The sequence below is a fragment of the Chloroflexota bacterium genome (assembly GCA_026710945.1).
Lineage (GTDB): Bacteria > Chloroflexota > UBA11872 > VXOZ01 > VXOZ01 > VXOZ01.
This window is the reverse complement of record JAPOQA010000028.1, coordinates 103,000-126,225: the sequence shown is the minus strand read 5'-3', so window position 1 is coordinate 126,225 and position 23,226 is coordinate 103,000. Positions and strand designations below refer to the sequence as shown.

Annotated in this window: 22 protein-coding genes; 7 read left to right on the top strand and 15 right to left on the bottom strand. The window is 59.8% G+C overall.

Going from position 1 to position 23,226, the window contains the following annotated elements; genetic code table 11:
* Window positions 1-13: 13 nt before the first annotated feature.
* Entirely contained in the window at window positions 14-643 is a 630-nt protein-coding gene (locus OXE05_05955) for an NUDIX hydrolase (GenBank protein ID MCY4436863.1), read from the top strand.
* A gap of 290 nt (window positions 644-933) precedes the next feature.
* Here OXE05_05955 and lipB read toward each other — a convergent pair whose 3' ends face one another.
* The 7 genes from lipB to OXE05_05920 form a co-directional block, all read right to left on the bottom strand.
* A complete protein-coding gene (gene lipB, locus OXE05_05950) occupies window positions 934-1,695 on the bottom strand; it encodes a lipoyl(octanoyl) transferase LipB (protein MCY4436862.1) in 762 nt (253 codons plus the stop codon).
* On the bottom strand, window positions 1,692-2,024 hold the full coding sequence (locus OXE05_05945; protein MCY4436861.1) for a DUF86 domain-containing protein: 333 nt from the start codon (window positions 2,022-2,024) through the stop codon (window positions 1,692-1,694). Before OXE05_05945 ends, lipB begins: the two co-directional genes overlap by 4 nt.
* Window positions 2,011-2,334, bottom strand: coding sequence for a nucleotidyltransferase family protein (locus tag OXE05_05940; GenBank protein MCY4436860.1), 324 nt, complete (start codon window positions 2,332-2,334; stop codon window positions 2,011-2,013). Before OXE05_05940 ends, OXE05_05945 begins: the two co-directional genes overlap by 14 nt.
* A gap of 231 nt (window positions 2,335-2,565) precedes the next feature.
* Complete coding sequence (locus OXE05_05935) at window positions 2,566-3,339, bottom strand: class I SAM-dependent methyltransferase (GenBank protein ID MCY4436859.1); 774 nt, start codon at window positions 3,337-3,339, stop codon at window positions 2,566-2,568.
* Window positions 3,340-3,661: 322 nt separating this feature from the next.
* Window positions 3,662-4,540 carry a lipoyl synthase gene (gene lipA / locus OXE05_05930; protein ID MCY4436858.1) on the bottom strand — a complete coding sequence of 293 codons (879 nt, stop codon included), beginning with the start codon at window positions 4,538-4,540 and terminating at the stop codon, window positions 3,662-3,664.
* A gap of 138 nt (window positions 4,541-4,678) precedes the next feature.
* Window positions 4,679-5,458 (bottom strand): class I SAM-dependent methyltransferase, encoded by a 780-nt coding sequence (locus OXE05_05925; GenBank protein MCY4436857.1) that lies wholly within the window; start codon window positions 5,456-5,458, stop codon window positions 4,679-4,681.
* A gap of 30 nt (window positions 5,459-5,488) precedes the next feature.
* The gene (locus tag OXE05_05920) at window positions 5,489-6,082 is read right to left on the bottom strand and encodes a hypothetical protein (GenBank protein ID MCY4436856.1); all 594 of its coding nucleotides are present in this window, start codon (window positions 6,080-6,082) and stop codon (window positions 5,489-5,491) included.
* Window positions 6,083-6,507: 425 nt separating this feature from the next.
* Between OXE05_05920 and OXE05_05915 the strand changes: the two genes are divergently transcribed.
* The 3 genes from OXE05_05915 (at window position 6,508) to OXE05_05905 (ending at window position 9,955) form a co-directional block, all read left to right on the top strand.
* Window positions 6,508-7,164, top strand: a complete 657-nt coding sequence (locus OXE05_05915) for a phosphoribosyltransferase family protein (GenBank protein ID MCY4436855.1) — start codon at window positions 6,508-6,510, stop codon at window positions 7,162-7,164.
* Between the two features lie 2 nt (window positions 7,165-7,166).
* On the top strand, window positions 7,167-8,408 hold the full coding sequence (locus tag OXE05_05910; GenBank protein ID MCY4436854.1) for an SAM-dependent methyltransferase: 1,242 nt from the start codon (window positions 7,167-7,169) through the stop codon (window positions 8,406-8,408).
* A gap of 500 nt (window positions 8,409-8,908) precedes the next feature.
* Window positions 8,909-9,955 carry a C45 family autoproteolytic acyltransferase/hydrolase gene (locus tag OXE05_05905; protein ID MCY4436853.1) on the top strand — a complete coding sequence of 349 codons (1,047 nt, stop codon included), beginning with the start codon at window positions 8,909-8,911 and terminating at the stop codon, window positions 9,953-9,955.
* Between the two features lie 961 nt (window positions 9,956-10,916).
* On the opposite strand, the gene OXE05_05900 is transcribed toward OXE05_05905, so the two are convergent.
* Together OXE05_05900 and OXE05_05895 are read right to left on the bottom strand one after the other, a co-directional pair.
* A complete protein-coding gene (locus OXE05_05900; protein ID MCY4436852.1) occupies window positions 10,917-12,125 on the bottom strand; it encodes a Gfo/Idh/MocA family oxidoreductase in 1,209 nt (402 codons plus the stop codon).
* Between the two features lie 395 nt (window positions 12,126-12,520).
* Window positions 12,521-13,429 (bottom strand): hypothetical protein, encoded by a 909-nt coding sequence (locus OXE05_05895; protein ID MCY4436851.1) that lies wholly within the window; start codon window positions 13,427-13,429, stop codon window positions 12,521-12,523.
* Window positions 13,430-13,688: 259 nt separating this feature from the next.
* On the opposite strand from OXE05_05895, the gene OXE05_05890 reads away from it, so the two are divergent.
* Both OXE05_05890 and OXE05_05885 read left to right on the top strand, forming a co-directional pair.
* Window positions 13,689-14,399, top strand: a complete 711-nt coding sequence (locus tag OXE05_05890) for an HAD family hydrolase (protein ID MCY4436850.1) — start codon at window positions 13,689-13,691, stop codon at window positions 14,397-14,399.
* Between the two features lie 122 nt (window positions 14,400-14,521).
* A complete protein-coding gene (locus OXE05_05885) occupies window positions 14,522-15,415 on the top strand; it encodes a creatininase family protein (protein ID MCY4436849.1) in 894 nt (297 codons plus the stop codon).
* A gap of 161 nt (window positions 15,416-15,576) precedes the next feature.
* Here OXE05_05885 and OXE05_05880 read toward each other — a convergent pair whose 3' ends face one another.
* Window positions 15,577-16,053, bottom strand: a complete 477-nt coding sequence (locus OXE05_05880; protein MCY4436848.1) for a hypothetical protein — start codon at window positions 16,051-16,053, stop codon at window positions 15,577-15,579.
* Window positions 16,050-16,745, bottom strand: coding sequence for a DUF433 domain-containing protein (locus tag OXE05_05875; GenBank protein MCY4436847.1), 696 nt, complete (start codon window positions 16,743-16,745; stop codon window positions 16,050-16,052). Before OXE05_05875 ends, OXE05_05880 begins: the two co-directional genes overlap by 4 nt.
* A gap of 161 nt (window positions 16,746-16,906) precedes the next feature.
* Between OXE05_05875 and OXE05_05870 the strand changes: the two genes are divergently transcribed.
* Window positions 16,907-17,728 (top strand): alpha/beta hydrolase, encoded by an 822-nt coding sequence (locus tag OXE05_05870; protein ID MCY4436846.1) that lies wholly within the window; start codon window positions 16,907-16,909, stop codon window positions 17,726-17,728.
* 185 nt (window positions 17,729-17,913) lie between these two features.
* Here OXE05_05870 and OXE05_05865 read toward each other — a convergent pair whose 3' ends face one another.
* The 4 genes from OXE05_05865 to OXE05_05850 form a co-directional block, all read right to left on the bottom strand.
* Window positions 17,914-18,642, bottom strand: coding sequence for an adenine nucleotide alpha hydrolase (locus OXE05_05865; protein ID MCY4436845.1), 729 nt, complete (start codon window positions 18,640-18,642; stop codon window positions 17,914-17,916).
* A 107-nt stretch (window positions 18,643-18,749) separates the two neighbouring features.
* Window positions 18,750-19,712, bottom strand: coding sequence for a DUF4268 domain-containing protein (locus OXE05_05860; GenBank protein MCY4436844.1), 963 nt, complete (start codon window positions 19,710-19,712; stop codon window positions 18,750-18,752).
* A gap of 146 nt (window positions 19,713-19,858) precedes the next feature.
* Window positions 19,859-20,731: a xanthine dehydrogenase family protein subunit M gene (locus OXE05_05855; protein MCY4436843.1), complete on the bottom strand. Its 873-nt coding sequence runs from the start codon at window positions 20,729-20,731 to the stop codon at window positions 19,859-19,861.
* Window positions 20,728-23,109, bottom strand: coding sequence for a xanthine dehydrogenase family protein molybdopterin-binding subunit (locus tag OXE05_05850; protein MCY4436842.1), 2,382 nt, complete (start codon window positions 23,107-23,109; stop codon window positions 20,728-20,730). The genes OXE05_05855 and OXE05_05850 overlap by 4 nt, the downstream gene beginning before the upstream one ends.
* Between the last annotated feature and the right edge of the window lie 117 nt (window positions 23,110-23,226).

Here is a 23,226-nt window from a genome sequence, read left to right as displayed (position 1 = left end):
CTGACGGTGAGCTATGGACGTAACCGATCTCCCAACAGTTCCGAATCACTTCCGCTACTGCCCGCGGTGCGGCGAGTCGATGTCGCTGCGGCCGGAAGGCGGGCGTCAACGCGCAAGTTGCCAGGCGTGCGGCTTCATCCATTTCAGCACATTCTCACTCGGCGTGGGCGGCATTGTAGTGCGTGACAATAAAGTGCTGTTCATCCGGCGCGGACAAGACCCGGGCAAGGGGCGTTGGACCATTCCGGGCGGCTACGTAGAACAGGACGAACCTTTTGAAGAAGCGGTGGTGCGCGAGGTGTGGGAAGAAACCGGCGTCCGCAGCGAAGTCTTGGGCTTATTGGCGGCCCGCAACAGTCTCCACGAGCGCGATAGCAACGTGTACATCGTCTTCACGCTCAGAGACCTCGGCGGCGGCCCGCAGTGCGACGGCGTGGAGGTAGATCGCGCTGAATTCTTGGCACACCATGAATATGAAGCCTTGCGGGAGCTTGCGCCTGTCAGCAAATACTTCGCGCAAATGGCGCTGGAAACCCCAGACGCGCCGCTGACTGCCTCTTCATTCGCGGGCCAGACCAGCGGCTACGCGTATTCCATGTTTGACATTGCCGGATTCAATCCCCACGCGCTGGACTTAGACTGAGCCGCTTGCGGCGTAAGCGCAGTCGTGCGCGGTGCCCCACTCGCCCTTGTTTCGTATCAAGGGATTCTGCCACTAGATGTCAATGTGCACCGACCGCCGGTGTAGCGGGCCATAGTCCGGGCGAGCCTTGACGGCGTACCGCACCGTCTTTCCCTGTCATCGTCAGGTGCCAAGCCTGGCGGCATACAATGCGCGACAATCCTGATGACTGCGCCCTGGAACTGGGCTATGCGGAAGTGGCGGGTGCGATTGTGCCATGGGCGAAGGGTCCACGTTCGCGACTGGGGCGATTACCTCAGCGCCATCACTTGACTCTCGTCGAGCGTGGCAAGGTGCTCTGCCAACGCGGGAGAGAACTCTTTGACGTATTGCAAGTCGAAGACCTGCGCGAGATGATGCGCGATGCGCTCGCGAATGAGCGCCATGTCCGCCTTCCCAGTTTCCCGCGCAACAGTCGACCCCTGTGAAACAGACGACTCCTGTGCAACAGACGTCATCGTGACCGTTGGCATGCCGCACGGCACAATGTGGGAAAAATAGCTGAGGTCGGTGGTGACGTTCAGGGCGAAGCCGTGGCTGCTGATCCAGCGGCTGAAGCGCACGCCGATGGAGGCAATCTTGCGGTCGTCCACCCACACGCCGGTCTTCTGCGCGACGCGCTGCGCCGGAATGCCGATTTCCCGCAGCGTGTTGATAAGCGCCTCTTCGAGGTTGCGCAGATAGCTGTGGACTGCACGGCCCCGTGGCCGCAGATCGAGAATGGGATACCCCACCAGTTGCCCCGGCCCGTGATACGTCGCCAAACCGCCGCGATCTACCTCTACCACGGTCGCACCCAGCGTATGAAGGTGCTCCGGCGTGGCGAGCACCTCGCTGTCATCTCCCCTGCGACCGATGGTGTAGGTGTGGGGATGCTCCAGCAACAGCACAACGTCGGGGATCACGTCCGCCTGCCGTGCCGCAACCAACCGACGCTGCAATTCCCAGGCCTCGTGATACGGCACGGAGCCCAGGTCTACCAAAGCGCAATCATACCGCTGCCGTGTGCTCACAACTCCTCTTGCTCCAAGGCGTCAATCAGCTTGGGCAAGTCAACAGTCACCGTCTGCCAAACAACGTCTTCGTCTATTTTGAAGTACTCGTGTACGAGTAGGTTGCGCATGCCAACTATATCTCGCCAAGGGACATCTGGATACTCCTGTCGGGATTCCGGCGAAACTTGCCGTGCGGCTTCTCCTACAACTCGCAGACACGCCATCAAAGCATGCGCCAACATACGATTTAACTCTAGGTCTGCACGTGTCTTGCCTTCCGCAAACGATCGTGCCTCCTGGGCTGCTTCCAGCATGTGCGTCAGTCGCGCGCGATCATCGGAATCCATAGACTGGAAATGCCGATTCTACAACTTCATCGCGAAAATACGGGGAGAGGCCGTTTGGAGTGCGAATATCCACCTCCCGGCCACCCAACAACGCCGAAAGTTCCCGCGCTATTCTGGCCAACGTGAAGTAGCCCGGGGTCTTACCGGATTCGAACTCCACCAGCACGTCAACATCGCTCTCGGGCGAAAAGTCTTCGCACAACACCGAGCCAAAGAGCGCCAGCGTGCGGATGTGGTACCGCTGACAGACTACGGCGGTTTGCTCCCGGGGTACCGGAATTTGCGGGGCGGGCTGTAGTTGCTTTGCCAAGCCGCTTATCCTATTCCATCAATGATACCGCTCGATACGCGACAGGATGCAATCATCTGCAATGAGCGTTCCCTGCCTGCCGGAGTAGTGCCAATTGGCATGGCAAGACACTGCTCTCATTCATTATGGCACGGGAAAAGCCAGAGCGGGACAATGAGTGCTGGGATTAGACACTCCAATCACGCATGACTGCATGCGCTTTGGCTCGAGCCCTGTGGTGCGCCGTTTAGTTTACGGAGCGGGCTTGCGTCCGACGGCAATCAGGCGCTCAGCCTCCCGATCATAGGCCGAGCCATCCATACTGCCGTAGAGCCGCACGTCGCGAAAGCCGGCGGCAATGAAGCGGTCCTTGAGCTCTTGGCCGGAGTAAACCGTATGGTCGATGGTGAAGACGCGCACGGCATCGCCTTTGATAATTGTCCATTCCATGCGGACTCGCGTCCAGTCGTCGTAAACTTCGCGGCGATCAATTACCACGGTGCCATCCTGGTGCTTTCGAGAACGTGTCGGCTCGAAATCGCGCGCCAGCAGTTCCTTGCCCACCACGTCCATGACCAGTACTCCGCCCGGTCGCAGGCTCGTGTGGATGTTCCGCAGCACCGTTGCATCCTCGGTCTTGTCGTCAAAGTAGCCGAACGACGTGAACATGCTGAGGGCCAGATCGAAAGCCCCCGGGCGCACGAACGTGCGCATGTCGTCGTGGACCCACTCGACTTGGACGTCTTCTGCAGCCGCCCGTTCCTGCGCTTTCGCGAGGAAGAACGCCGTCCTATCCACGCCGGTTACGTGCAAACCGCGCCGGGCCAGAGGCACGGCAAAGCGACCCGGCCCGCAGCAAAGGTCGAGGACCGCCTGCGGTTCCCCGCCAACGAGGCGCAGCAGCGGCTCGACCTCCTCCTCAGCGGCGGCGATCCGCGACGGCGGGAACATGAAGTCGTACGTATCTATCCACAGGGACTCATCCTCGAACCACTGGGTCCTGCTGCTCTCTTGGCTTCTCTTCATTGGCATCGTCCTTGGAGACCGCGGCCGCTCTTGAACTCAAACCCGGCACAGTTCATGCCATCGCATCCGCGCGCAATCTGTCCCACACGTCAAACGAAGCGGGACTCCTGCAAATGAGAGTATCACCTTGCATGCAAGAGCGGGGGGCAAGCCCCCGCGCTACCAAGAAGAGCGATGGACAGGCCATGCGCTACCGACAAGAGCGGGGGACAAGCCCCCGCGCTACGAAGAGGGAAGCGGAGCGCAATCCGTCAACACTTACAGGAATGACACGTAGCTGCGCTCGGAATGACAGGTAGGAAAGTTTTCGTTGAAGGGTGGCCTACTCTGCCTTGTCGTGCAGCGTTTCCACTTGGTCGCGGGCGTGGTAGGAGGAGCGGACGAGAGGGCCGGATTCGACGTGGCGGATGCCGAGGGACTCGCCAATCTCTTTGAGTTCGACAAATTCTTCGGGGCGGTAGTAGCGTTCCAGCTTCTGGTGCTTTTTGGAGGGGCGCAGATATTGGCCGATGGTGAAGATGTCCACGCCGGTCTCGGCCATGTCGGTGAGCGTTTGGAGGATTTCGTCCCAGGTCTCGCCCAGGCCGAGCATCATGCCGGACTTCGTGAGGATCTCGGGGTCGAGTTGCTTAGAAGTGCGGAGCACCCAGTGGCTGCGCTCGTAGCGGGCCTTGGGGCGCACGCGGCGTTGCAGGCGGGGCACGGTTTCCACATTGTGGTTCAGGATTTCCGGCTTGGCGGCTATTACTTCCTGCAACGAATCGTGCCTGCCGCCCAGATCGGGGATGAGCACCTCGATGGAGCAGTCCTCGTTGAGTTCGCGCACCTTGCGGATGGTCTCGGCAAAGATCTGCGCGCCGCCGTCTGCCAGGTCGTCGCGGGCCACGGACGTAATCACAGCGTGGCGCAGGCCCATCTGCTTCACGGCCCAGGCCACGCGGATGGGCTCGATCTTGTCGAGACCGGCGGGACGCCCGCTCTTTACCGCGCAGAAGCTACACGCGCGCGTGCACGTATCGCCCAGGATCATGAACGTGGCCGTGCGGGAGTTCCAGCACTCGCTGATATTTGGGCACCGCGCCTCTTCGCAGACCGTATGCAGGTCCATGCCCCGCATGATCTGCTTGAGTTCGCGGTACTGCTCGCCCTCTTTCCAGCGGACGCGAATCCATTCCGGTTTTCGTTCCAGTGTCGTAGCCATGTGGCGAAAACTCTACACGTGTCGTGATGCGCTTCTACGGAAACTCACCCTCAGAATAGCACGTTCGCAGTACGTATTCCCACCGACGCCAATGCACTGCTCCGGCATGTTCTGTGGTGCAACCGGAGTGCCATGAACTTACAGCATTCCCTCACGTTGCGGCCGCGCCACGAAAATCATCTTCTCCTCGCTGCCCGTAAAGGGATCGGCCTCATAGGTGCCGAAGACATTCTCGATGGCAAAGTTGCACTGGGCCAGCCGTGCCTCGATCTCATAGCGGTAGGAGTAGCGCATGGGAAAGGTAGTTGTCACCCGGCGAATGCTGCCGTCGGTGTGCAAGCAGTCATAGAGATAGGTCGTTTGCACCACCTGCGTCTCGCGGTCCACCTCCCATACTTCAAACTGCTGGATTGGCGCGCCGGTTTGCGGGTCTGCCAAGACGTTGCGCAGGGTGACCATGCGATCGCGTTCGTCGTACTCCTGCGTAAGCGGATTGAAGAGATCGACAATCAGCAAACCTTCCGGGTGAAGCAAGCGGTGGGCGGCGGCGAGCGCTTGGGTCTGTCGCAGTGGCGTTGCAAGGTGGGCAAACGCGTTGAGCGCGGAGAAAACCAGGCGCGCTCGCGGGGCAATGGCCGCAGACTCCATTGGTTGATGCACAAGCTGGTATTGGTCTCCGGGAATCCCAAGTGCCTGAAATCGTTCCCCCGCTCGTGCCAGCATAGCCTGCGAGGAGTCTAGGCCGATCACCGCATAGCCTTGCTGCGCTAACGGCGCGAGAGCGCGGGCCGACCCGCAGCCAAGCTCGACGATCGGGCCCCCGGTACGTGCGGCGAAGCTCTGCCAGAATGCGCTGTCCTCATTCCAGTCGTCGTATTCCAGATCGTAGAGCCGGGCGAGGTCATCTGATTCAAGCATAATACCCGCTTACGAGGTCTTCTCGTGAATTTACTTGCGTGCCAAGAAGAGCGACTCGACGACAGCCGCAAGCACGGCAATGAGGATGAACATCGTCACGTTCCAGCTTCCCACGAGCATGAGGCTCAAGTTGGCCACAATGATGCTCGCCAGCAGAAACGAGTGACCGGCAACCAGTACCGGATTGCCCTGCTGTAACCGCGACGGCGCAAAGCGCGAAAATACGCGGTGCATGACAGGCAAGCTTGTGACGAAGGTGGTGACGAAGACACTGATAACGAAGATCAAGCGGCTACTGCTTTGAGCCGGATCTTGGGTAACCATCACCCAGAGCAGTGTAAGCCAGCTTGCAGCAATAAGGGCTATGATAACTAACGACGACACCAGCCAAGCGGGCATGAGCCGGCGCAGCGAGAACGACCGTACCGAAGCGGGTATGCGCCGTTGCCGAGGACGCCGGGCCGGTGCCGCGGGAGTCGACCAGTTTGTGATCTTCGCGCCGGGACTCTTATTGGTAGTAAGAATAGACTCGAGACGAGGCGTTTTCAACGCAGCAGATGCTGGGGAGTACTGCTTGCGAAGGCCCACGCGCCGCGACTGAGGCTGCTTTGGCGGGGACGCCATACGAATCCTTACACTCGGGGAGGGCCATGGCAATGAGTGAGTTCATGCTACCATATCGCCTTGCACCCAGCAAGAGATTTGGGCACGGGTTCACGGCAATGCGGGGTGTGGGTCTTGCGCTCAGTTCGGCCGGTCGCGAGCTCAGAAGCATCACTTTTTGCACAACAACCTGTCAATGATACGAGTAGGGCGAACGGGTCACGCACACGCTCTCCCGCATGACAATTGTATAGTTTCGGCGCTCTCGTCGGTGGAGCACGGTCACGCCAGAGCCGCAGCGGCAAGAGCAATTGCGAAACTCGGGCATTCCCGGCCGGATGCGCAAGTGCTCGCCAACGCCAAGCGACCCAATTGACATTCGCGTTGCTCGTGACGGATAATGGTATGTCCGACTGGATATGACTCTGTTGGGGAAAGGGATAGACGTGGAGCAGCCCGTATCGAACTTGTGGCTCGCTGAGGAAATCTTCAATCTAGGCGGCGTGCGCTTTGGTGACTATACCCTTGGCCGCACAACGGTGCATTCACCAATCTATATCGACCCCCGGGTCTTGGTGAGCAATCCGCATTCGCTGCGCGCCGCAGCGCAGCTCATTGCCCAGGAGACAAGCTCCGGCCAAGCCATGCGGCATCCCAAGATCCATCCCTTCACCCTCGTGGCGGGTGTCCCTTTCGGCGGACTGCACTTGGCTACCGCCTTCTCTCTGGCCACGAATATTCCCATGATCTACGCGCGCAGCGAGAGCGGGCAGCACCGGATTGAAGGGCGCTATGACGCTGGCGAGACCGTACTCATCATTGACGACCTGATTACGTCCGGCGGCAGTATTCTGGAGACCGCCGCGGTCTTGGAAGAAGCCGGGCTTGTCGTGCGCGATGCCATCGTCCTCGTCGACCGCGATCAAGGCGGCGAAGCGCGGCTCAAGCGACACGGCTACAATCTCTACCCCATCCTGCGCCTTGAAGTCATGCTCAACCTCTACATGTCCAAGCAGCTCATCACGGAAGACCAGTACCGCCGCAGCCTTGAGTACATCCGCACGCACCGCACACCGGAAGCGCTCGAGGATTCTGCTCTTTAGTGATGGAGCGAACACACAGTTCAAACTCATCCACAGTGTCTGCTGAACCTCAAACGGAAGACTTCCGCGCCAAAATCCGCGGTGCGGTGAACCGGGAAGACACCTTCCTGCAATTGACCGCAAGCGGCAAGGCGCGCGGCGGCGTGCCGCCGTGGCAAAAGGTAACGGTGCGTCCGGTCGCCGTCAAAGGCGAACGCTGTTTGCAGTTCACCTACTTCGACGGCAGGAAGGCGTTGACCAAGAACTGCGCCAGCGCCGCCAGCGATGCCGAGCTAACTGAGGTCCTCGCTGCGCCTTTCAGTCAATTTCACGTGCAAGCCACGACCGGCGATCTCCACGTGCGTCTCACCAAGAAAGGCAAGGCGCTTATCTCACAAGGCAAGCCATCACGCCAACAGACCCAGCCCGATCTGGCCCATAACCGCACAAAGCAGCATCCGTTGCCTGTAGGGAAGCCGGATACGTTCTTATGGACAACCGGCGTAACCGACCGCGCGGGCAACGTTCGTCCCGCGATGCGCGGCAAGTTTCGGCAAGTCAATGCATTCCTGGAACTCTTCAGTCATGTTCTGCCGGCGGCGGACGAGTCCGGACGGCCCCTCACCATCATCGACTGTGGTTGCGGCAGCGCCTACCTCACTTTTGCCGCGTACCACTACTCTGCCCACATCCAAGAACGCCCTGCGCAGGTTGTTGGAGTAGATTCTGATGCGGAAATCATTGGCAAGTGTCGACGGCTTCAGGAGTCGCTGCAGTGGGACGGACTGTCTTTTCACGAAGCCGCGATTGCGGACTTTGAACCGGCAACGCCGCCGGACGTCATTCTGAGTCTCCATGCCTGCGACACCGCCACTGACGAGGCCATTGCGCAAGGCATTCGCTGGCAGGGCAGCGTGATTTTGGCGGCGCCTTGCTGCCAGCACGAACTGCACGACCGGGTCCAGCATCCGCTCTTTCAACCTGTCTTGCGGCACGGCATCCTCAAACAACGCACCGCGGACATTCTTACCGATGCTTTCCGCGCGCTTGTGCTGCGGATAATGGGCTACCGCACGGACGTTGTGGAATTCGTTTCTCCGGAGCACACGTCGAGAAACCTGCTGATCCGCGCTGTGAAGACGCAGGCGCCTGGCGATAGCGCCGCCATTCAAGAATATATGCAATTGAAGCAGTTCTGGAATGTGACGCCCTATCTGGAAGAGCTGCTCGGCGACGTGCTGGCACCGTATCTTGCCGCCGCGTAGCCGCAAGCCTCCTTGGGTGACCTAGGCACAATCCGAGCCTGCTGGCGGGAATGCTCCCTCTCCCTGGGGAGATCCTCGCCCAACCTAGGCGGCAGGCGCGGATTACTCCTTCTCCCTGGGGAGAGGGCCGGGGTGAGGGGAAATTGGTGCTAGACCGGCCCGAATCTTGCTGTTGGAAGCTGTCACGCAATGGGTTCTTGGTGAGAAGGGGTAGTCCTTGCGCCTCCGGCAGATACCATGCAAAAGTCTACTGGAGAAGAAAGAGACTATTGACACATACGATGCTTGGTGAAAGAGTAGTTGATACTGGATCATGTCCAGCACAGGCTATTTCAAGTTACTCCGAGTGCACACCAGTACCATGTTGGACATGGGATGAACTTGCGCAAGCAACGGGATTGAATGCGTAGCGCGGGGGCTTGTCCCCCGCCTCTTGGTGGAAGCGGCGAACGTTAACGTAGACAAGGCACGGGCACTTTGCAGCCGAGGAGGGCAAAGCAATGCGTAAGGTAGTTCTGAGCGGTACACCGTACGAGATGGGTCGCCAGCACGGCGAGTCCTTTGCGGATCTGGTGGCGGCCGCCATTGAGATGGTGGTCCCTGAGGGGAGGTTTGACGCCGATCACTCAACACGGGTGCTCGCGCAGGTTGAGCGCAACATGGAGAAGGTTTTCCCGGAAGCGCTTGAGGAACTTCACGGCATTGCCGACGGCGCGAACGTATCCTTTACAGACTTACTTGCTTACAACTCATGCCAGGAATTAAGCCGCATGCAGCAAGCGTGCACAAACTTTGTGCTGGTTACGCCCGAACACGGCGTCGTACACTATAAGTCCAATGACGTGAGCCTTGAAGCCCTGAAGTTTCACGTCTACTTGGAAGGCCATCCTGAATCCGGCAATGACTTCATTGGCGTTACCTGGGCCGGCACCGTGTGGATGAACGCCGGCATCAATGAGTCAGGACTTACGTACGGCGGCGGTAGTCTGCAGAATACCGATAGTGACTGGGACCGCGGGCTGCCCGCAAACGTCGTTTTGCGTTACTTTCTGCAGTATCCCGATGACGTGGACGGCGCTCTTGCTTTGGTCGAACGCACGCCTATCATGTGCCACGGCCACAACATGGTCTTCACCGATCCCGGGGGCAACGGCGCGGTGGTAGAACGTACTCCCACGGCCATGGGCGTGCGCCGCCTCGACGACCACGCCATCTGGGCCTCCAACCACTGCTTGGTCGACAACGTAATACCCATGCTCCGCACGGACAATGAGTCTTTCATGGCCAACAGCCGCGGCCGCTACGACCTCTTGGAGAAACTCACCGCCGAGCAGCCGCACACCCTGGATCAGGTGATTGCGATCGCACGCGCGCACGCCGATCCGACGTCCATGTGCCAGCATGGGCCGGTCATGCATAGCGTCATCGGCTACGTGATGATCCCCGCCGAGCGCCGTATGCTCATCGCACGGGGGTATCCCTGCCAGAACGAGTTTGTAGAGTACACCTTCGCGGCGGCGACAGCCTCCGCTTCAAGTGGTGCTTAGACTAGGTGCTAGCACTGGCCCTTTGCGTGAATGAAAGGATGGGCACGTCTCCGCACAGAGAGTGAGGACAGACGCCCCGCCCGATCCATCTTAGGCGCAACAAAGGTATTCAGGCGGTTTCACAGTTACTCGATGACTGGATCAAAGGGGGAATTCAATTGAAAGCTGCTGAACCACGTAATAGCTAGCAGTACTTCACTTTGCCAACTAGCCGTGTGGTGAGTGTTTGGATAAGCGGGGACTGTCACTCGGGTCAGGCAGAAGCTCAAACAGTGATTCCGCAGACTTCAAGAGTTCCTCGTGAGAATTGCATTCAAAGACCTCGTTCGAAATCAAGCGACAGTGCTTAATTGTAAGTGCATCCATAACCGTCGTTTCCCATGACCGCTTGCAGGGCCACGACGTTAGAATAGTAGCAGTAGGAGCAGCGGTTCGATGCTGTGACAACCGGTTGGCTAGGTTTTCGGCAAATCCAAGCTTAAGGCGATTCGGATCAAGTTCTGGCACAAGTTGAATTATGTAGAATTCGCCATTGTCAGAGGTAGGGATTGTCGCAGTCGATCCATAGCCTTCGCGCTCCCTTTGCTTACGAATCAACTCTGCTTCTTCTGGTGTGAATACAATGGCAGGCTGATTTCTTGAATCAGCGGTCCGACGCTTTCGGAGATTGATGGATGTCTTACTCTTGACGTATTTGAGCAAGTTGGAGCGTTCCATATTTAGTTCGTTCGCAAGAGTCTTGAGAGATACGAAGTCTTCGGATCTTGAATTCATGGGCTACCCTCCATGGGCAGTGCAACGTGCGCCTTTTCCCATTATAGCACAGCTTAGATGTGGCATGGTAGGGCATGGCAAACGGGTTGTGCCCAGCCTTTCAAAGGTTGCCAATCCTTATTGGATAATTGAGGCCACGAAGGGATTTCAAGAGACAGCAGAGGAAGCTTGCTTGGGTATTGTACCCCTAAAGCCACTGCGCCGCCGGCCACCAGACCCCTAAGCGGCTGATCGGCACATCCAGCAGTTCTCGGCTGCCGGCGATGGGATCGTGGCCGTACGTCTCCACAAATATGCGCTCGATGCGTTTCGAGAGTTCCGTGGGTCCCGGCAGTGGCACGTCCACCCAGGTATTGCCCAGGCGCTGGCTTTCCGCCATCACAAAGGAGAGTTCCAGGTCGGCGCGGGCACCCTCCGGACCGTATTGCACCGGCGTGCCTTCCGTAATCGATCGGTGTGTGCTCGTAAGAATTTCCGACTTTGCCACGTCGTCCAAATCGCCGACGCGGTAGGCCTTGTAAGGATTCTCCCAGCGCAGGTCGGGGGTGCCGTCCAGATGCACATAGTCCAGCACTTGCTCGCCGCCAGCACGTAGATACTGCTCGCGAATGGTCTGCGGCTGATCGGGTTCGCCGGCGAGCAGCACCACGTCGCGGCCAGAAATGTGGCCGCTAGAGCCTTCAACTTCCCAGAGATTGGGCCGGGAGTGCTTGGAAAACGGCCGCGGCGCGCGCTCGTAGAGGCACATCGTGCCGCGCATATACTCGATCCACATGGCCTCCCAGACCACCGTCGTCGCCTGCTCGCCGCCGTAGGTGAGGTACTGATCGGTCTCCGATTCTGTAACGTAGGCCAGTACGCGCCGCGCAGAATCGCGCAGGATCATGCGCACGGCATTGAAGCCGTGGTAACTGCCGCTGGCGTACCAGAGACGTGACATGGAGACCTGGCCGATGTAGCCGGACTCGACGATCTTGGCCTTGAGCTGCTCCTGCGGCCAGAGCCAGACCTGCTCGGCAATCTCCCAGACCACGCCGTGCTCCTGGCACACGTCGCGAATGGCGTCGCCGACTTCCAGGGTGATGCCGTAAGGAATTTCGGTAATGATGTTGATGCCGCGCTTGGCGGCTTCCACGGCGACCGCCGACTGACCGTCGGTGGGCACCAAAATGAGCGCCAGATCGGGCTTGGCCTCATCCAGCGTAGCGGCGACGTTGGTGAAGGACTGCTTCACGCCATGCTTTGCCGAGATTTCCTCCGCGACCGCCGGGTTGATGTCACAAATGGCGCACAGGTCAAAGTGATCGGTGAGTTTCGCCACGGTCTCGATCCACCCCCGCGCCCGCGCACCCGGCCCCGACCCCGCGCCAATCACGGCGATACGTAGCTTTTTCATGCCCTGCAATCCTTATCTCTAAGCGAAAACATTGATTTTCGTCATTTTCGCGTGCCCAACTCCGTCAATACGAAGGAAATGCCTTCCTTCCGTCATTCCCGTGAAAACGGGAATCCATCTTCTCTTCACCACGTGACCAACGGCCCACTGACTATCTCCAGAATGCTTCCCTCGAACAGAGCACAGGCCCACCCAGGAGCGGGGGACGAGCCCCCGCGCTACTAAGAGAAGGCCAATCTGTCCGTCATTCCCGTGAAAACGGGAATCCATCTTCTCTTTCCTCCTCGTGTTCAGCCCTGCGGAAGTGACGGTGGAGTCGCCTGCCGTCAAATCCAGAATTCCCAATTGGCCCACGAGAGGCCTCAGCTAATCCGCTGCCCCCCCCCTCAGCTTCATCACCCCACGTCCGCCAGAAACTGCCGGTACAACGCCAACGGCTGCGACATGTCGTCGTCCAGCGCCGTAATCGCCAACCGCACGTGGGCCGTACGCTCCGTTCCCGGCACGAAGTCGCTGCCAAACAGAGACAGGTAAAGCGGGTTCTGCACCTTCCAGGCGTCTTCCGGGTCGTCGGTGTTGTAGCCGCTCGTGACGGCAAAGCACTCCTCGGGCCGCGACATCAGCACTGCAGCCACGCGCTTCTCCATATCGGCCTGAAACGCCACCGGCACGGCATACTCACGCTGGGGGCGAAACTGCGCCGTCGGGTGTCCCATCTCTTTGCGCTCCCAGCGGCCGTCCACACAGCGCCGCGCCGCGTGGGCATCCCGCGTGTACACCAGCCCCATGCCTTTGAAGACCGGGTTTTCCTGCGGCGCGATCAACTCTTCAGACCCCGGCTCGCGCGTGTAGCGCTCCGTCGCCAGGTAGACGTGCGCCAGCAGCGGCGGGTCGAAGTAATTCGACAGGAAGATCTCGTAGCTCTCGTACGTCGCCTCGGCGCAGACCGTGATCGTCAGGTCGATGAGGTTGGGTTCCTTGACCTGGTAAACGGCCTCGATGCTGGCAAAGTGCTCGTCGGCGGGGCCCCAGTGCACGGTCAGCGTGTCGCCGTCCACGCTTACGGTGCGCTCGAACAGGCGCGGTTCCCCCAGACCCGTATGAGTCGCGAACAACCGAAACAGATTGAGCGCCGAATACTTGGGATGAATGATGGAGACTCCACTCGGCTTGTGCACCAAATCGCTGATCCCATGCCGAATATCCATCTGCGGATCCGGCGACTGCGCCCGCAGCGAACCCTTCAATTCCGCTGTCTCAAAATCGTAAACGCTGTTTGCGTCATCGTACGCTAAGGAAACCATAGTCGACCATGCTCTCTTGCTTTGCTACGAGGTGCTTTCATCAGGCAGAATGCGCCATGCTAAATCACCAGATACTGCAAGACTACCGGAAAGTCCTTCGCGTAACACGCTTCATTTTTGCCCAAACGTACTTGCTTGGAGTGGCGCTGTTCTGTGCAGTATAGCCGAACGCCGAGGCAGCGTGTCGCCGCGCCCTCAATCCGCACCGTAGTTACCATTCCTCTGGCTTCATCCTGTCCGCACAACTATAATTGCCCACATGAAGGATCTGCCCAAAGCACTTCTTCTCGATCTCGACGACACGATCATTGATTCTTACAGCGATCCCGATTTGGCGTGGCTCCAGCTCTGCCGCGAGTTTGCCGCCAGTCTGGGAGACGTGACTGCAGAGGAACTCCAGCCTGCCGTCCTGCAGGCCCGGGACTGGTATTGGAGCGACATGGAGCGTGCGCGCCTGGGTCGTCTTCACATGTTGCAGGCCAGGCGAGACATCTTGCTGAGGGCCTTGGACGCATTCAATGTTCCCGATTCGCCGCTCATCACCCGCATGGTTGAGCGGTACAATCAAATCAGGGATGAGGCGATGCGACCGTTTCCAGGAGCCTTCACTACGCTGCTGCGGCTCCATATGACAGACATTAGCTTGGGTCTGCTAACAAACGGCAATACCGAGATGCAGCGAGCCAAGATTGAGCGGTTCTTCCTGGCGGGCTACTTCGACCACATCCAAATTGAGGGGGAATTAGGGATCGGCAAGCCGGACGAGCGAGCATTTCGCCATGCCCTTGGCGCCCTTGGCGCGGAGCCTGCCGATGCTTGGATGGTTGGGGACAACCTGGAGTTCGATATTCGCGGCGCGCAGCAGGTGGGCATCTATGCCGTGTGGGTGGACACACAAGGTAGAGGGCTGCCGGACGGGACCACAGTTCGTCCGGATATGACCATTGGGTCGGTGTCAGACCTTGTATAGTCGAGAGGATTGGACTGAATTGTAGTTCTGGACTTTGCCAGGCTTTTACACGCATAGTGGAGTGACTGACCAAAAAGCCGATTAAGCAGGACAAACTAGCATACCCCGAGGAGCCTATGATCATGAAACAGCGAGAAGTGCGTTGGGAATTGATGTTCCGGGATGAGTTGGAAGCGGCGGTGGCGGCGTTTCCGGTGGTGTACATGCCGTATGGGTTGTGCGAGCCGCACGGGCCGCAGAACGTGGTGGGGTGTGATGCGTTGCGGCCCGAAGGCCATATGCGCCAGGCGGCGGAACAATACGGCGGGATCGTGATGCCGACCACGTATTGGCACAATCACGAGGCGGGGACGTCCGCCAACTGGGGGGACCGCACCATCGGCAATAACCGCACGTGGCTCACGTCCATCCCGCCGTGGATGTTCTTCAAGAACATGAGCTACCACATCCGTGCCGTGGACGCCCATGGCTTTCATGGCGCCATCATCTTCTCCGGTCACGCCGGCCCCCATAGCCCGGACATTCCGGTGTTCTTGGAGATCATGCAGCGGCACGTGGCGACCCGGCTGCACTGCCATATGCCGATTGGCATGGGCACGGAAGAGTCGCGCTTCGAGGACGATGCGGGCATGGGCGGTCACGCCGGCCGCGGCGAGACATCGCTGCTGTGGGCGGTGACGCCGGGCGGCGTGGACCTCACCCGCATTCCGCCGGCCGGTACCCCGGGGCCGCACTTTGCCATGGGCGATGACGCCACTGCATCCGACCGCCGCGCCGGCGAACGCATGAGTGCCGACATCGTGGCAAGCCTCGGCGCAGCCGCTAACGAACTTGTGGCGGAGTACGACCGTGTGCAGCCGACGCGCAAGACTCTGACGTTTGCCGACATTGAGGACATCTGGGAAGACGACGTGCGCCCGGCGCTCAAGGACTTCAACTCGATGCAGCAGTCCCCGGAGCCGGTGCCTGAAGATTCCTTCTGGCATGCCAACCAGCACATCCCCGACCGGGGCTGACAGGGGTATGTATTCTATAATCGACTTCACATGTCATTCCGAACGAAGCGCAGCGAAGTGTCGCTAAGAGCGCGGAATCTAAGGTGCTGAGCCTTTCTTGCGACATGTGGCATGGCCCTAGATTCCGCGAACCCTGTTCGACGCTGCGCTCGGAATGACATCTACATACCCCTGTCAGCCCGACCGGGGGTAGGGCAGTTGGCACCGGCAGACTCCGGGCCCTGAATCGGTACTCGCCTAGTCTCGAGGCTTAGCTGCCGAGTCCGACCGCTGGCATAGAGGTAGTAGGCAAACGGTCGAGGTTCAGATAGGTCCGCAGCCTTGAGCCAGTCCCATTTGCGGAGAAGCGCGCGCATCATCGGGAGCCGCCCGACCTGACCACTTGCAAAGTAGACAATGCCTACTTTGTGCTGAAGAATCGCTTGGCGTTCATATATCACCGAGAGCATTCGCTTGTTGCACGAGATGACTAACCAGCCCTGTCGTCCCGCCTCCGCTAACCACTCTACGTCCTGGCGGCGTGGGTCACTCTCGTTAGGAAACTGCGCGCGGAGCCAGCGAACATCTACATCCCTATCAGCGCCCCTTAGAAACCTGGGTATGGCCGTGCCCATATCCTCATCGAAGAACAGGATCACGCCGCAAGGGCCTTCTCGTGTTGGATGATCAGTTCGATCACCTTGTCGTCTAGCTCGAAGTCATCGGCGATTGCACTGATGCTCTCATGACCCTCGAAGAATCGCGTTAGAATGGTCTCTGCCCGGATTCCACTGCCCGCGATAGAAGGTCGGCCGGCAGCAAAGCGAGGGTCCACGACGACGGGCACGTCGCGGCCGAGCGGGAACCAGCGCGCGGCAAGTCCACGCTCTTCGATGAAGTCCAACTGCAGAAACCGCTCCAAGACGGGCATGGGCAAAGCTGCCTGCATGCCTTCTGTATCCAGAGCGCGGTACAGTGCCGGCTCACCGGTCTGCAGCGAGAACTCATGCATTATATGGCCGCCAAGGGTGTCGAATTCGCTGAAGGCGAATGGATGTAACACTTTGAGAAAATCGCAGGCAAAGGTGTGCGCCTGGCGCACTGTCTCCAACTTTATGTTTCTGCGCCGGAACCTAACGGCCACGAGGATTTCCGCCAGCATGAGAAAGGAGATTGTCGCCGGTTGACCCGCAGAAGCAGACTGCCTACCGAACACGGGCGCAATTTCGTTGCCCCAAATCCAACGTCTCACGGTAGGCGCTGTCGTACCCGCCAGTTTCGCAGCCTCACTGACAGAGTAGGCTGGTAAGGTTCGCCAATCTTTGGATTCCATGTCCGCTTCAGGATTCACAGTTCCACTGCCTTCCGCACACCACGCCGGATTGAAGAGGGATTGCGCTGCCCTAGTCTCCGCAATCCGCCGCACAAGAGCACCACGTCTATCCTCCTCTAGTATGATGATTCTATAGCTGTATGCCAATCCTTGTTTCATTCATAAAGACAATGCGGAATATGGGCACAGGCTTTCTCATCGTAGTGGTCCTTCTGGCCGGGCTCGTCGTGCTGGCGCGGGTCATGCGGTTGGAAGACGCCTTCATCTATTTTCCCGATTATCAGACCTATACAACCCCCGCAGACTTCGGCCTTGCCTATGAGGAAGTTCGTTTTGGGGAGGAGGGGCGGCTGCATGGCTGGTACGTCCCCGGCCGCACGGACGTGACCATCCTCTGGTTTCACGGCAATGCCAGCAATCTTTCGCACCCCGGGCGGGTGGAATTCATCAAGCTGCTGCACGAGCGGCTGGGCGTCGGGTTCTTCATATTTGACTATCGCGGATATGGCCAGAGCAGCGGCAGACCGTCGGAGCCCGGCCTCTACCAGGACGCCCGGGATGCCCTCGCCTTTTTGCAGAGCCGCGACGATGTCAACCCCGACCGTATTGTCTACTACGGCAGGTCGCTCGGCGGCGCGGTGGCATCGCACCTCGCTACTGAAGATGCGCCCTACCGGCTGATTCTGGAATCCACGTTTATGTCCACGCCGGACATGGCGCGGGTGCAATTCCCGTTCCTGCCCCTGGGCCCGCTGCTCTACACGCGCTACAGCAACCACGACCACCTCGCCTCCGTCCATGCGCCTGTGCTCATTGTCCACGGGGACCGCGATCGCACCGTCCCGTCACAACACGCCGACAGGCTCTACGCCGTCGCCAACGAGCCCAAGCAGCTCTATATCGTCCGCGGCGCGGACCACAACGACGTGCATTACGCCGGCGGCGAAACGTATCTAGAAACCTTCGCGGCGTTTCTCGATCTGCCGCTGGCGCCCGCGTGAAGGCCACGCGCAAGCCGTTGCCTGTACCCGCCCATTCCAGTAACGAGCGCCGGCATGTCGCCGGCGCTTTTTTGGTTAAATGGTGTAGGGGCACGATTTATCGTGCCCCTACGTTCTCGGCAAGGCATTTTCTACTGCGGTCCGTTGCGCTACTTTGTCTCACCATCCCTCGCCGGACGTATGCCCTAATCATCCTGCAATGCCACGTCCGCGTACCAGGCGGTGACCGTGCCGCCGGTGCCGTCGTGATTGCGGCTCACCGGCCGGCCGACGATTGTGCCGGGTCGCGCGGCGATGGGTTGGCTGAGCATGGGGCCGGCCACGACGCAGGTGTGAAACTCGCCGTTCTCGCCGAGCGGGTCCGTGCCCTCGGGCAGATCGTTCAAGAACGACTGATCGAACCAGCGACCGGCAAAGTTGCGGTCGAGCTTGGAGGTTGGGCTCACTGCCGTTACGATGGCCTTCAGCCCAGATTGCAACATGGTCTGTGCTAATTCCGCCGTCGGCATGCCCCAGACAGGGAAGATGGCCTCGAACCCTGTGCCTGCCAGCTTGGATTCGCGGTAGGCGCGGATGTCTTCGAGGAAGAGGTCGCCAAAGGCGAAGGTCTTGGCTGTCAAATGCGACGGCAAGTCGCGCACCATATCGAGGAAAGCGGTCATCGCCGCTTCGTATTCTTCGTTGGAGCAGGGGTAGGGGATGGGAATCTCGTAGAGCGGCAGACCCAGCCGTTCCGCCTGCACACGCAGCACCGGCACCGGCGTGGCCTGAATCGCCACACGGTCGAAATGCGGCGTCACGGTGGTGAAGATTCCCCGCACGTCGTACCGCTCCGGCTCTTGGCGCAGCACGTGCAACGCCCAAGCGGAGTCTTTTCCCGACGACCAGGAGACGAGAACCGGCTTCAATGACATAGCTAATTCACAAATGTAGGGGCACGATACATCGTGCCCCTACCGAGAGGCCGTGGACACTGCATCTGTCGGATAGAGTCGATTGCAACCGACTGGGTCTCCGATGGTTATGTGGAATCCAATATGTCTGTGAGACGCGGATGAAAGACATCCTTAAACTTGGGAAGGAGATCAAGCATCCACGCTCTGGTTTCCTCCAGCTTCTCAGGAGGATCGTCTATGGACCCATCTCTCCTCATGCAGATGGAGGAAAAATTCTGGTTCTTATGCCTTAACCAATGCCAGTCTGGCGCGGGATCAGCGTCGATACTCTGTTCAATCGCCGCCCGGTCGACTACCAAGGTGTCGAATATGCCCTTAGTGGACTCTTTTTCATTCATGTAGATGTTAAGTATCACCCAGGCGCTGTCTCTGTTCATTTCCACCGCATATCTGATGCCCGGGTTGAGGTTAGAGCAAAACATCCGGCCGGTGTGACCAAAGAAAAAGACCGGCTTCTCTTCAAAGTACTTGCCATGCAGCATAGCAAGTAGTGGCCGAAAGAACTCATCGTACTTCATTTTTTGTGGGTCTATCTCACCCGGTGGGAGTGTGGCCTCTTTGCACCAGCCTCCGGGCCACACGACCTTGCGGAACCGAGGCGAAGGGTCGCCACCAGCCTGCTTGATGACCTCGACCTTGGCGCCGTAGAACCGGATGCTGTCTTTCGTCCATTCGTTGAGTCGGTGCAGGGCCTGCGCATGCTCGTAGCCAAAGTACGGTGCGACCCAAATTGCGGTCTGCGCCTCGCATCCGGTCGCATAAGTGAGCAGTTGCCCGAGATGGTGCAGGTCGGTCATCTCTAGCTGGTTCTCGATGGCTACTATCGCGCTGCCGTCGACCTCTTTCGCCTTGATGTCCAGGTAGTATGGTCCCACCTTCACCTCCCTCTGGACGAATTCCAGTTTCAATCCGATCGCATCGCCCAGCATGTGGAGGTTTTCGGCGAGCCAGGGGGTGAAGTCGAGCGCCTCATCCGGCCACTTGGCGCGGACGTCCACCTGCTCAATCTCATCTTCGCAGGCATCCATAGTAGGCTCCTGGTACGGTTACAAACGTAGGGGCACGATATATCGTGCCCCTACACCGTCTACAGAGTTCATTTGACGCGGACTCTCAACTCTTCTCAAGCATCACAGCCTGGCAGTGGTGAGACCGCCTCTCGGTAAAGTTTTCTTTACCCGGCCCGCGATAGCGCCTCCTCAATTGCCCGCGCGGCGAAGACCGTCGTCAGGTGTTCGCGGTAGTCGGCTGACGCGTGGAGGTCGTCGTTGAGGTCCTCGATGTTGGCGGCTGCGCGTTTGGCGGCGCGGCGGATCACTGCCGCGTCGATGTGCTTGCCCTTGAGGATGCGCTCCGTGTTGCGCGCCCGGACGGCCGTGGGACCGGCGCCGGTCACGCCGATGCGCGCTTCCGTGCAGACACCGTCGTCCCCAACCGTGATCGCCGCCGCTACGCCCACTACAGCGTAGTGGGAGGCCTTATTCGGCAGCTTCTGGTACGAAACGCCGGTGCCGGCCGGTAACGCCGGAATGTGGACTTCAGTCAGTATCTCGTTGGGCCGCAGCGCCGTGGTCAGCAGGTCGCGGAAGAAGCGATCGATGGCGATGGTGCGGCCGGAGCGGGCCGTCGCGGTGACCAGTTCGAAATTCAGCGCCAGCGCCAAGGCGGGGAAGTCGCCCGCCGGGTCGGCGTGGGCCAAGCTACCGCCGATGGTGCCTTTGTTCTGCACCTGCACGTCGCCTACTTCACCGGCGGCTGCCGCCAGAGCGGGCACGCGCTCCTGCACCAGCGCCGAGTTTTTGATGTCGTGGTAGGTCGACATGGCGCCAATCGCCAGGCAGCCGTCGTCGGCCTCGCCGATGAAGCGCAGCTCGGAAATCTTGCCCAGGTCGATCAGGCACTGCGGCGTGGATAGGCGCAGTTTCATGATGGGCAGCAGGCTGTGGCCGCCCGCCAGCAGTTTCGCCTCGTCCCCGTGCTGCCGCAGCAGCCGCAGGGCGTCGGCAACGGAAGTCGGTGCGAAGTAATCAAATGCTTGGGGGATCATGAGCGTCCTCCTCTCCGGCTACGGCCATGTGTTTGCAGTACCCGCCAGATGCGTTCCGCCGTCATCGGTATGTCCACGTGGGTCACACCAAGGTGCGAGAGCGCATCGATGACTGCGTTGGCAACGGTCGGCGTGGCGGAGATGGTTGCCATCTCGCCGATACCCTTGGCGCCCAGCGGGTTCACCGGGCTCGGCGTCACCGTGCGGTCAAGCTCGAACATGGGGAATTCCTGGGCGAACGGCATGGCGTAGTCCATGAGCGAACCGGACACAAGCTGGCCCTCGTCGTCCCAGACTGCTTGCTCCAGCAGCGCCTGGCCGATGCCTTGCGCCAGGCCGCCGTGGATCTGCCCTTCCACGAGCGTGGGATTGATCACCGTACCGCAGTCGTCTACGGAAACATAGCGTTTCAAAGAAACTTCACCGGTGTCCTGGTCGATCTCAATCACGGCAATGTGCGCGCTGAAGGGGAACGTGAGTCCCGGCGGCTCCCAGAAGGACACCGCCTCCAAGCCGGGTTGCTCGTCTTCCGGCAGCAACTGACCGTCGTAGGCTTCAGACCCTACCTCGGCCCAGGTCACATATTGGTCCGGCATGTCCTGCACCGAGAACAAGCCGTCCTCCAGCGTCACCACCGTCGGGTCCAGCGTATCCTCGAGCTTGTTTTCCAAGAGGGCCGTGGCGATGCGCTTGGCTTTATCCTTAATCTGTTCGTTGGCCTTGAGGATCGCCGTACCGCCAACCACCAGCGTGCGGCTGCCGAAGGTGCCGACACCCCTGGCAACTATGGCTGTATCGCCGTGTATGACCTCCACGTCTTCGAAGGCAACGCCGAGGTCGTCGGCCACAATCTGCGCGAACGAGGTCTCCTCGCCCTGGCCGTGGGGCGACGCACCCGTAAGGACGGTTACCTTGCCCATGGGATCGACGCGCACGGTGGCACTTTCGAACCCGCCCAAGCCGCCCATGGCGGCGGCGGGGCCGAACCCGCAGACCTCGGTGGTCACGGTCACGCCAATGCCCATAAGCTTGCCGTCCTTGCGCGCGGCCTTTTGCTCGGCGCGCAGGTCGTCGTACCCCGCGATGTCCAGCGCTTTGTCCAGCGCCGCATCATAGTCGGCGGAGTCATAGATCATGCCGGTTGGCGTTTCGTAGGGGAAGGAGTCCTTGGGAATGAAGTTCTTGCGCCGCACGGCTACCGGGTCTTTGCCCGTGGCATCGGCGATCAGGTCCATGACCCGTTCGATGATGTACGCTGCTTCCGGCCGCCCGGCGCCGCGATAGGCGTCATAGGGAATCTTATTCGTAAAGACGCCAATGGTGGTCCAGCCAATGTCGCGGCACGCGTAGACACCCGGCGCCAGTGAAGGCGTGAGCGTGGGAATGACGTGGGAGATCACCTGGGCGTACGCGCCGAGATCGGCGTAGATCTTCAGCTTCATGCCGAGCAGGGTGCCGTCTTTCTTGTAGGCGGCCTGCACGTACTGCGCCTGGCCCCGGCCGTGACTGGTGGAGACGAAATGCTCGGTGCGGTCTTCCGCCCACTTCACCGGCCGGTTGACTTCCTGGGCGAGGATAATGGCAATAAGCGATTCAGAGTACGTATTAATCTTGCAGCCAAAGCCGCCGCCCACGTCGATGGCGACCACGCGCAGCTTGTTCTCCGGCATGCCAAGCATCTGTGCCACGACCATGCGCTCGATGTGCGGGTTCTGTGTGGTGACCCACAACGTCGCGTTGCCGCTGCTGCGCTCATAGTCCGCCACGGTCGCCCGCGGCTCCATGGGATTGGGAATGAGGCGGGGCTGCTCCATGCGGGCCTCCACCACGCCGTCGGCCTCGGCAAACGCGCGGTCGGGATCGCCTGCCTGATCGGTGGCTTCGTAACAGAGATTGGAGCCCATTTCCTCAAAGATAACGGGCGCGTCTGCATCTACTGCGGACTCCATGTCCGTCACGACGGGCAGCGGATCGTAATCAACTTCGATGAGATCAAGCGCGTCCCGCGCCGCCGCCCGCGAACTGGCGACTACGGCGGCCACCGGCTCGCCCACGTAGTTGGCTTTCGTCGCCGCCATCGGCCAGCGCTCGGGATACTGCATGCCCTCCAAGATGGCAAAGAGGGGGAACGGCTCGCTGCAGCGCTCGTTGATTTCCGCGCCGGTCATGACAGCCAACACACCGGAGTGGTCCGCAGCCGCCGACGTATCTATGCTGTTTATGCGCGCGTGAGCATACGGACTGCGCAGCACGGCAAAGAACGCCATACCCGGCAGGATGACGTCATCGGTGTACTTGCCCTCGCCGGTAATGAGACGAGGGTCCTCCTTGCGCTTCACGCGCGAACCGATCAATTTCGATACTTGGCCCGCGATCATCGCCTCGCTCCTTTACTTACGCACCCGGCCAACGCCGTCTACTTGGGAATTCTCTGCAATACCGTTTGCCTGATGGCTGGACTCATTCCTGCATCAATCCCGCAATGGCGGAGGCCA

Bases quoted from the DNA above. Each gene is read 5' to 3' on its own strand.
- OXE05_05955 (MCY4436863.1), top strand. From the start codon at position 14: ATGGACGTAACCGATCTCCCAACAGTTCCGAATCACTTCCGCTACTGC.
- OXE05_05945 (MCY4436861.1), bottom strand. From the start codon at position 2,024: ATGGATTCCGATGATCGCGCGCGACTGACGCACATGCTGGAAGCAGCC.
- OXE05_05935 (MCY4436859.1), bottom strand. From the start codon at position 3,339: ATGAAGAGAAGCCAAGAGAGCAGCAGGACCCAGTGGTTCGAGGATGAG.
- lipA (MCY4436858.1), bottom strand. From the start codon at position 4,540: ATGGCTACGACACTGGAACGAAAACCGGAATGGATTCGCGTCCGCTGG.
- OXE05_05925 (MCY4436857.1), bottom strand. From the start codon at position 5,458: ATGCTTGAATCAGATGACCTCGCCCGGCTCTACGATCTGGAATACGAC.
- OXE05_05920 (MCY4436856.1), bottom strand. From the start codon at position 6,082: ATGGCGTCCCCGCCAAAGCAGCCTCAGTCGCGGCGCGTGGGCCTTCGC.
- OXE05_05910 (MCY4436854.1), top strand. From the start codon at position 7,167: ATGGAGCGAACACACAGTTCAAACTCATCCACAGTGTCTGCTGAACCT.
- OXE05_05905 (MCY4436853.1), top strand. From the start codon at position 8,909: ATGCGTAAGGTAGTTCTGAGCGGTACACCGTACGAGATGGGTCGCCAG.
- OXE05_05900 (MCY4436852.1), bottom strand. From the start codon at position 12,125: ATGAAAAAGCTACGTATCGCCGTGATTGGCGCGGGGTCGGGGCCGGGT.
- OXE05_05895 (MCY4436851.1), bottom strand. From the start codon at position 13,429: ATGGTTTCCTTAGCGTACGATGACGCAAACAGCGTTTACGATTTTGAG.
- OXE05_05890 (MCY4436850.1), top strand. From the start codon at position 13,689: ATGAAGGATCTGCCCAAAGCACTTCTTCTCGATCTCGACGACACGATC.
- OXE05_05885 (MCY4436849.1), top strand. From the start codon at position 14,522: ATGAAACAGCGAGAAGTGCGTTGGGAATTGATGTTCCGGGATGAGTTG.
- OXE05_05870 (MCY4436846.1), top strand. From the start codon at position 16,907: ATGGGCACAGGCTTTCTCATCGTAGTGGTCCTTCTGGCCGGGCTCGTC.
- OXE05_05865 (MCY4436845.1), bottom strand. From the start codon at position 18,642: ATGTCATTGAAGCCGGTTCTCGTCTCCTGGTCGTCGGGAAAAGACTCC.
- OXE05_05860 (MCY4436844.1), bottom strand. From the start codon at position 19,712: ATGGATGCCTGCGAAGATGAGATTGAGCAGGTGGACGTCCGCGCCAAG.
- OXE05_05855 (MCY4436843.1), bottom strand. From the start codon at position 20,731: ATGATCCCCCAAGCATTTGATTACTTCGCACCGACTTCCGTTGCCGAC.
- OXE05_05850 (MCY4436842.1), bottom strand. From the start codon at position 23,109: ATGATCGCGGGCCAAGTATCGAAATTGATCGGTTCGCGCGTGAAGCGC.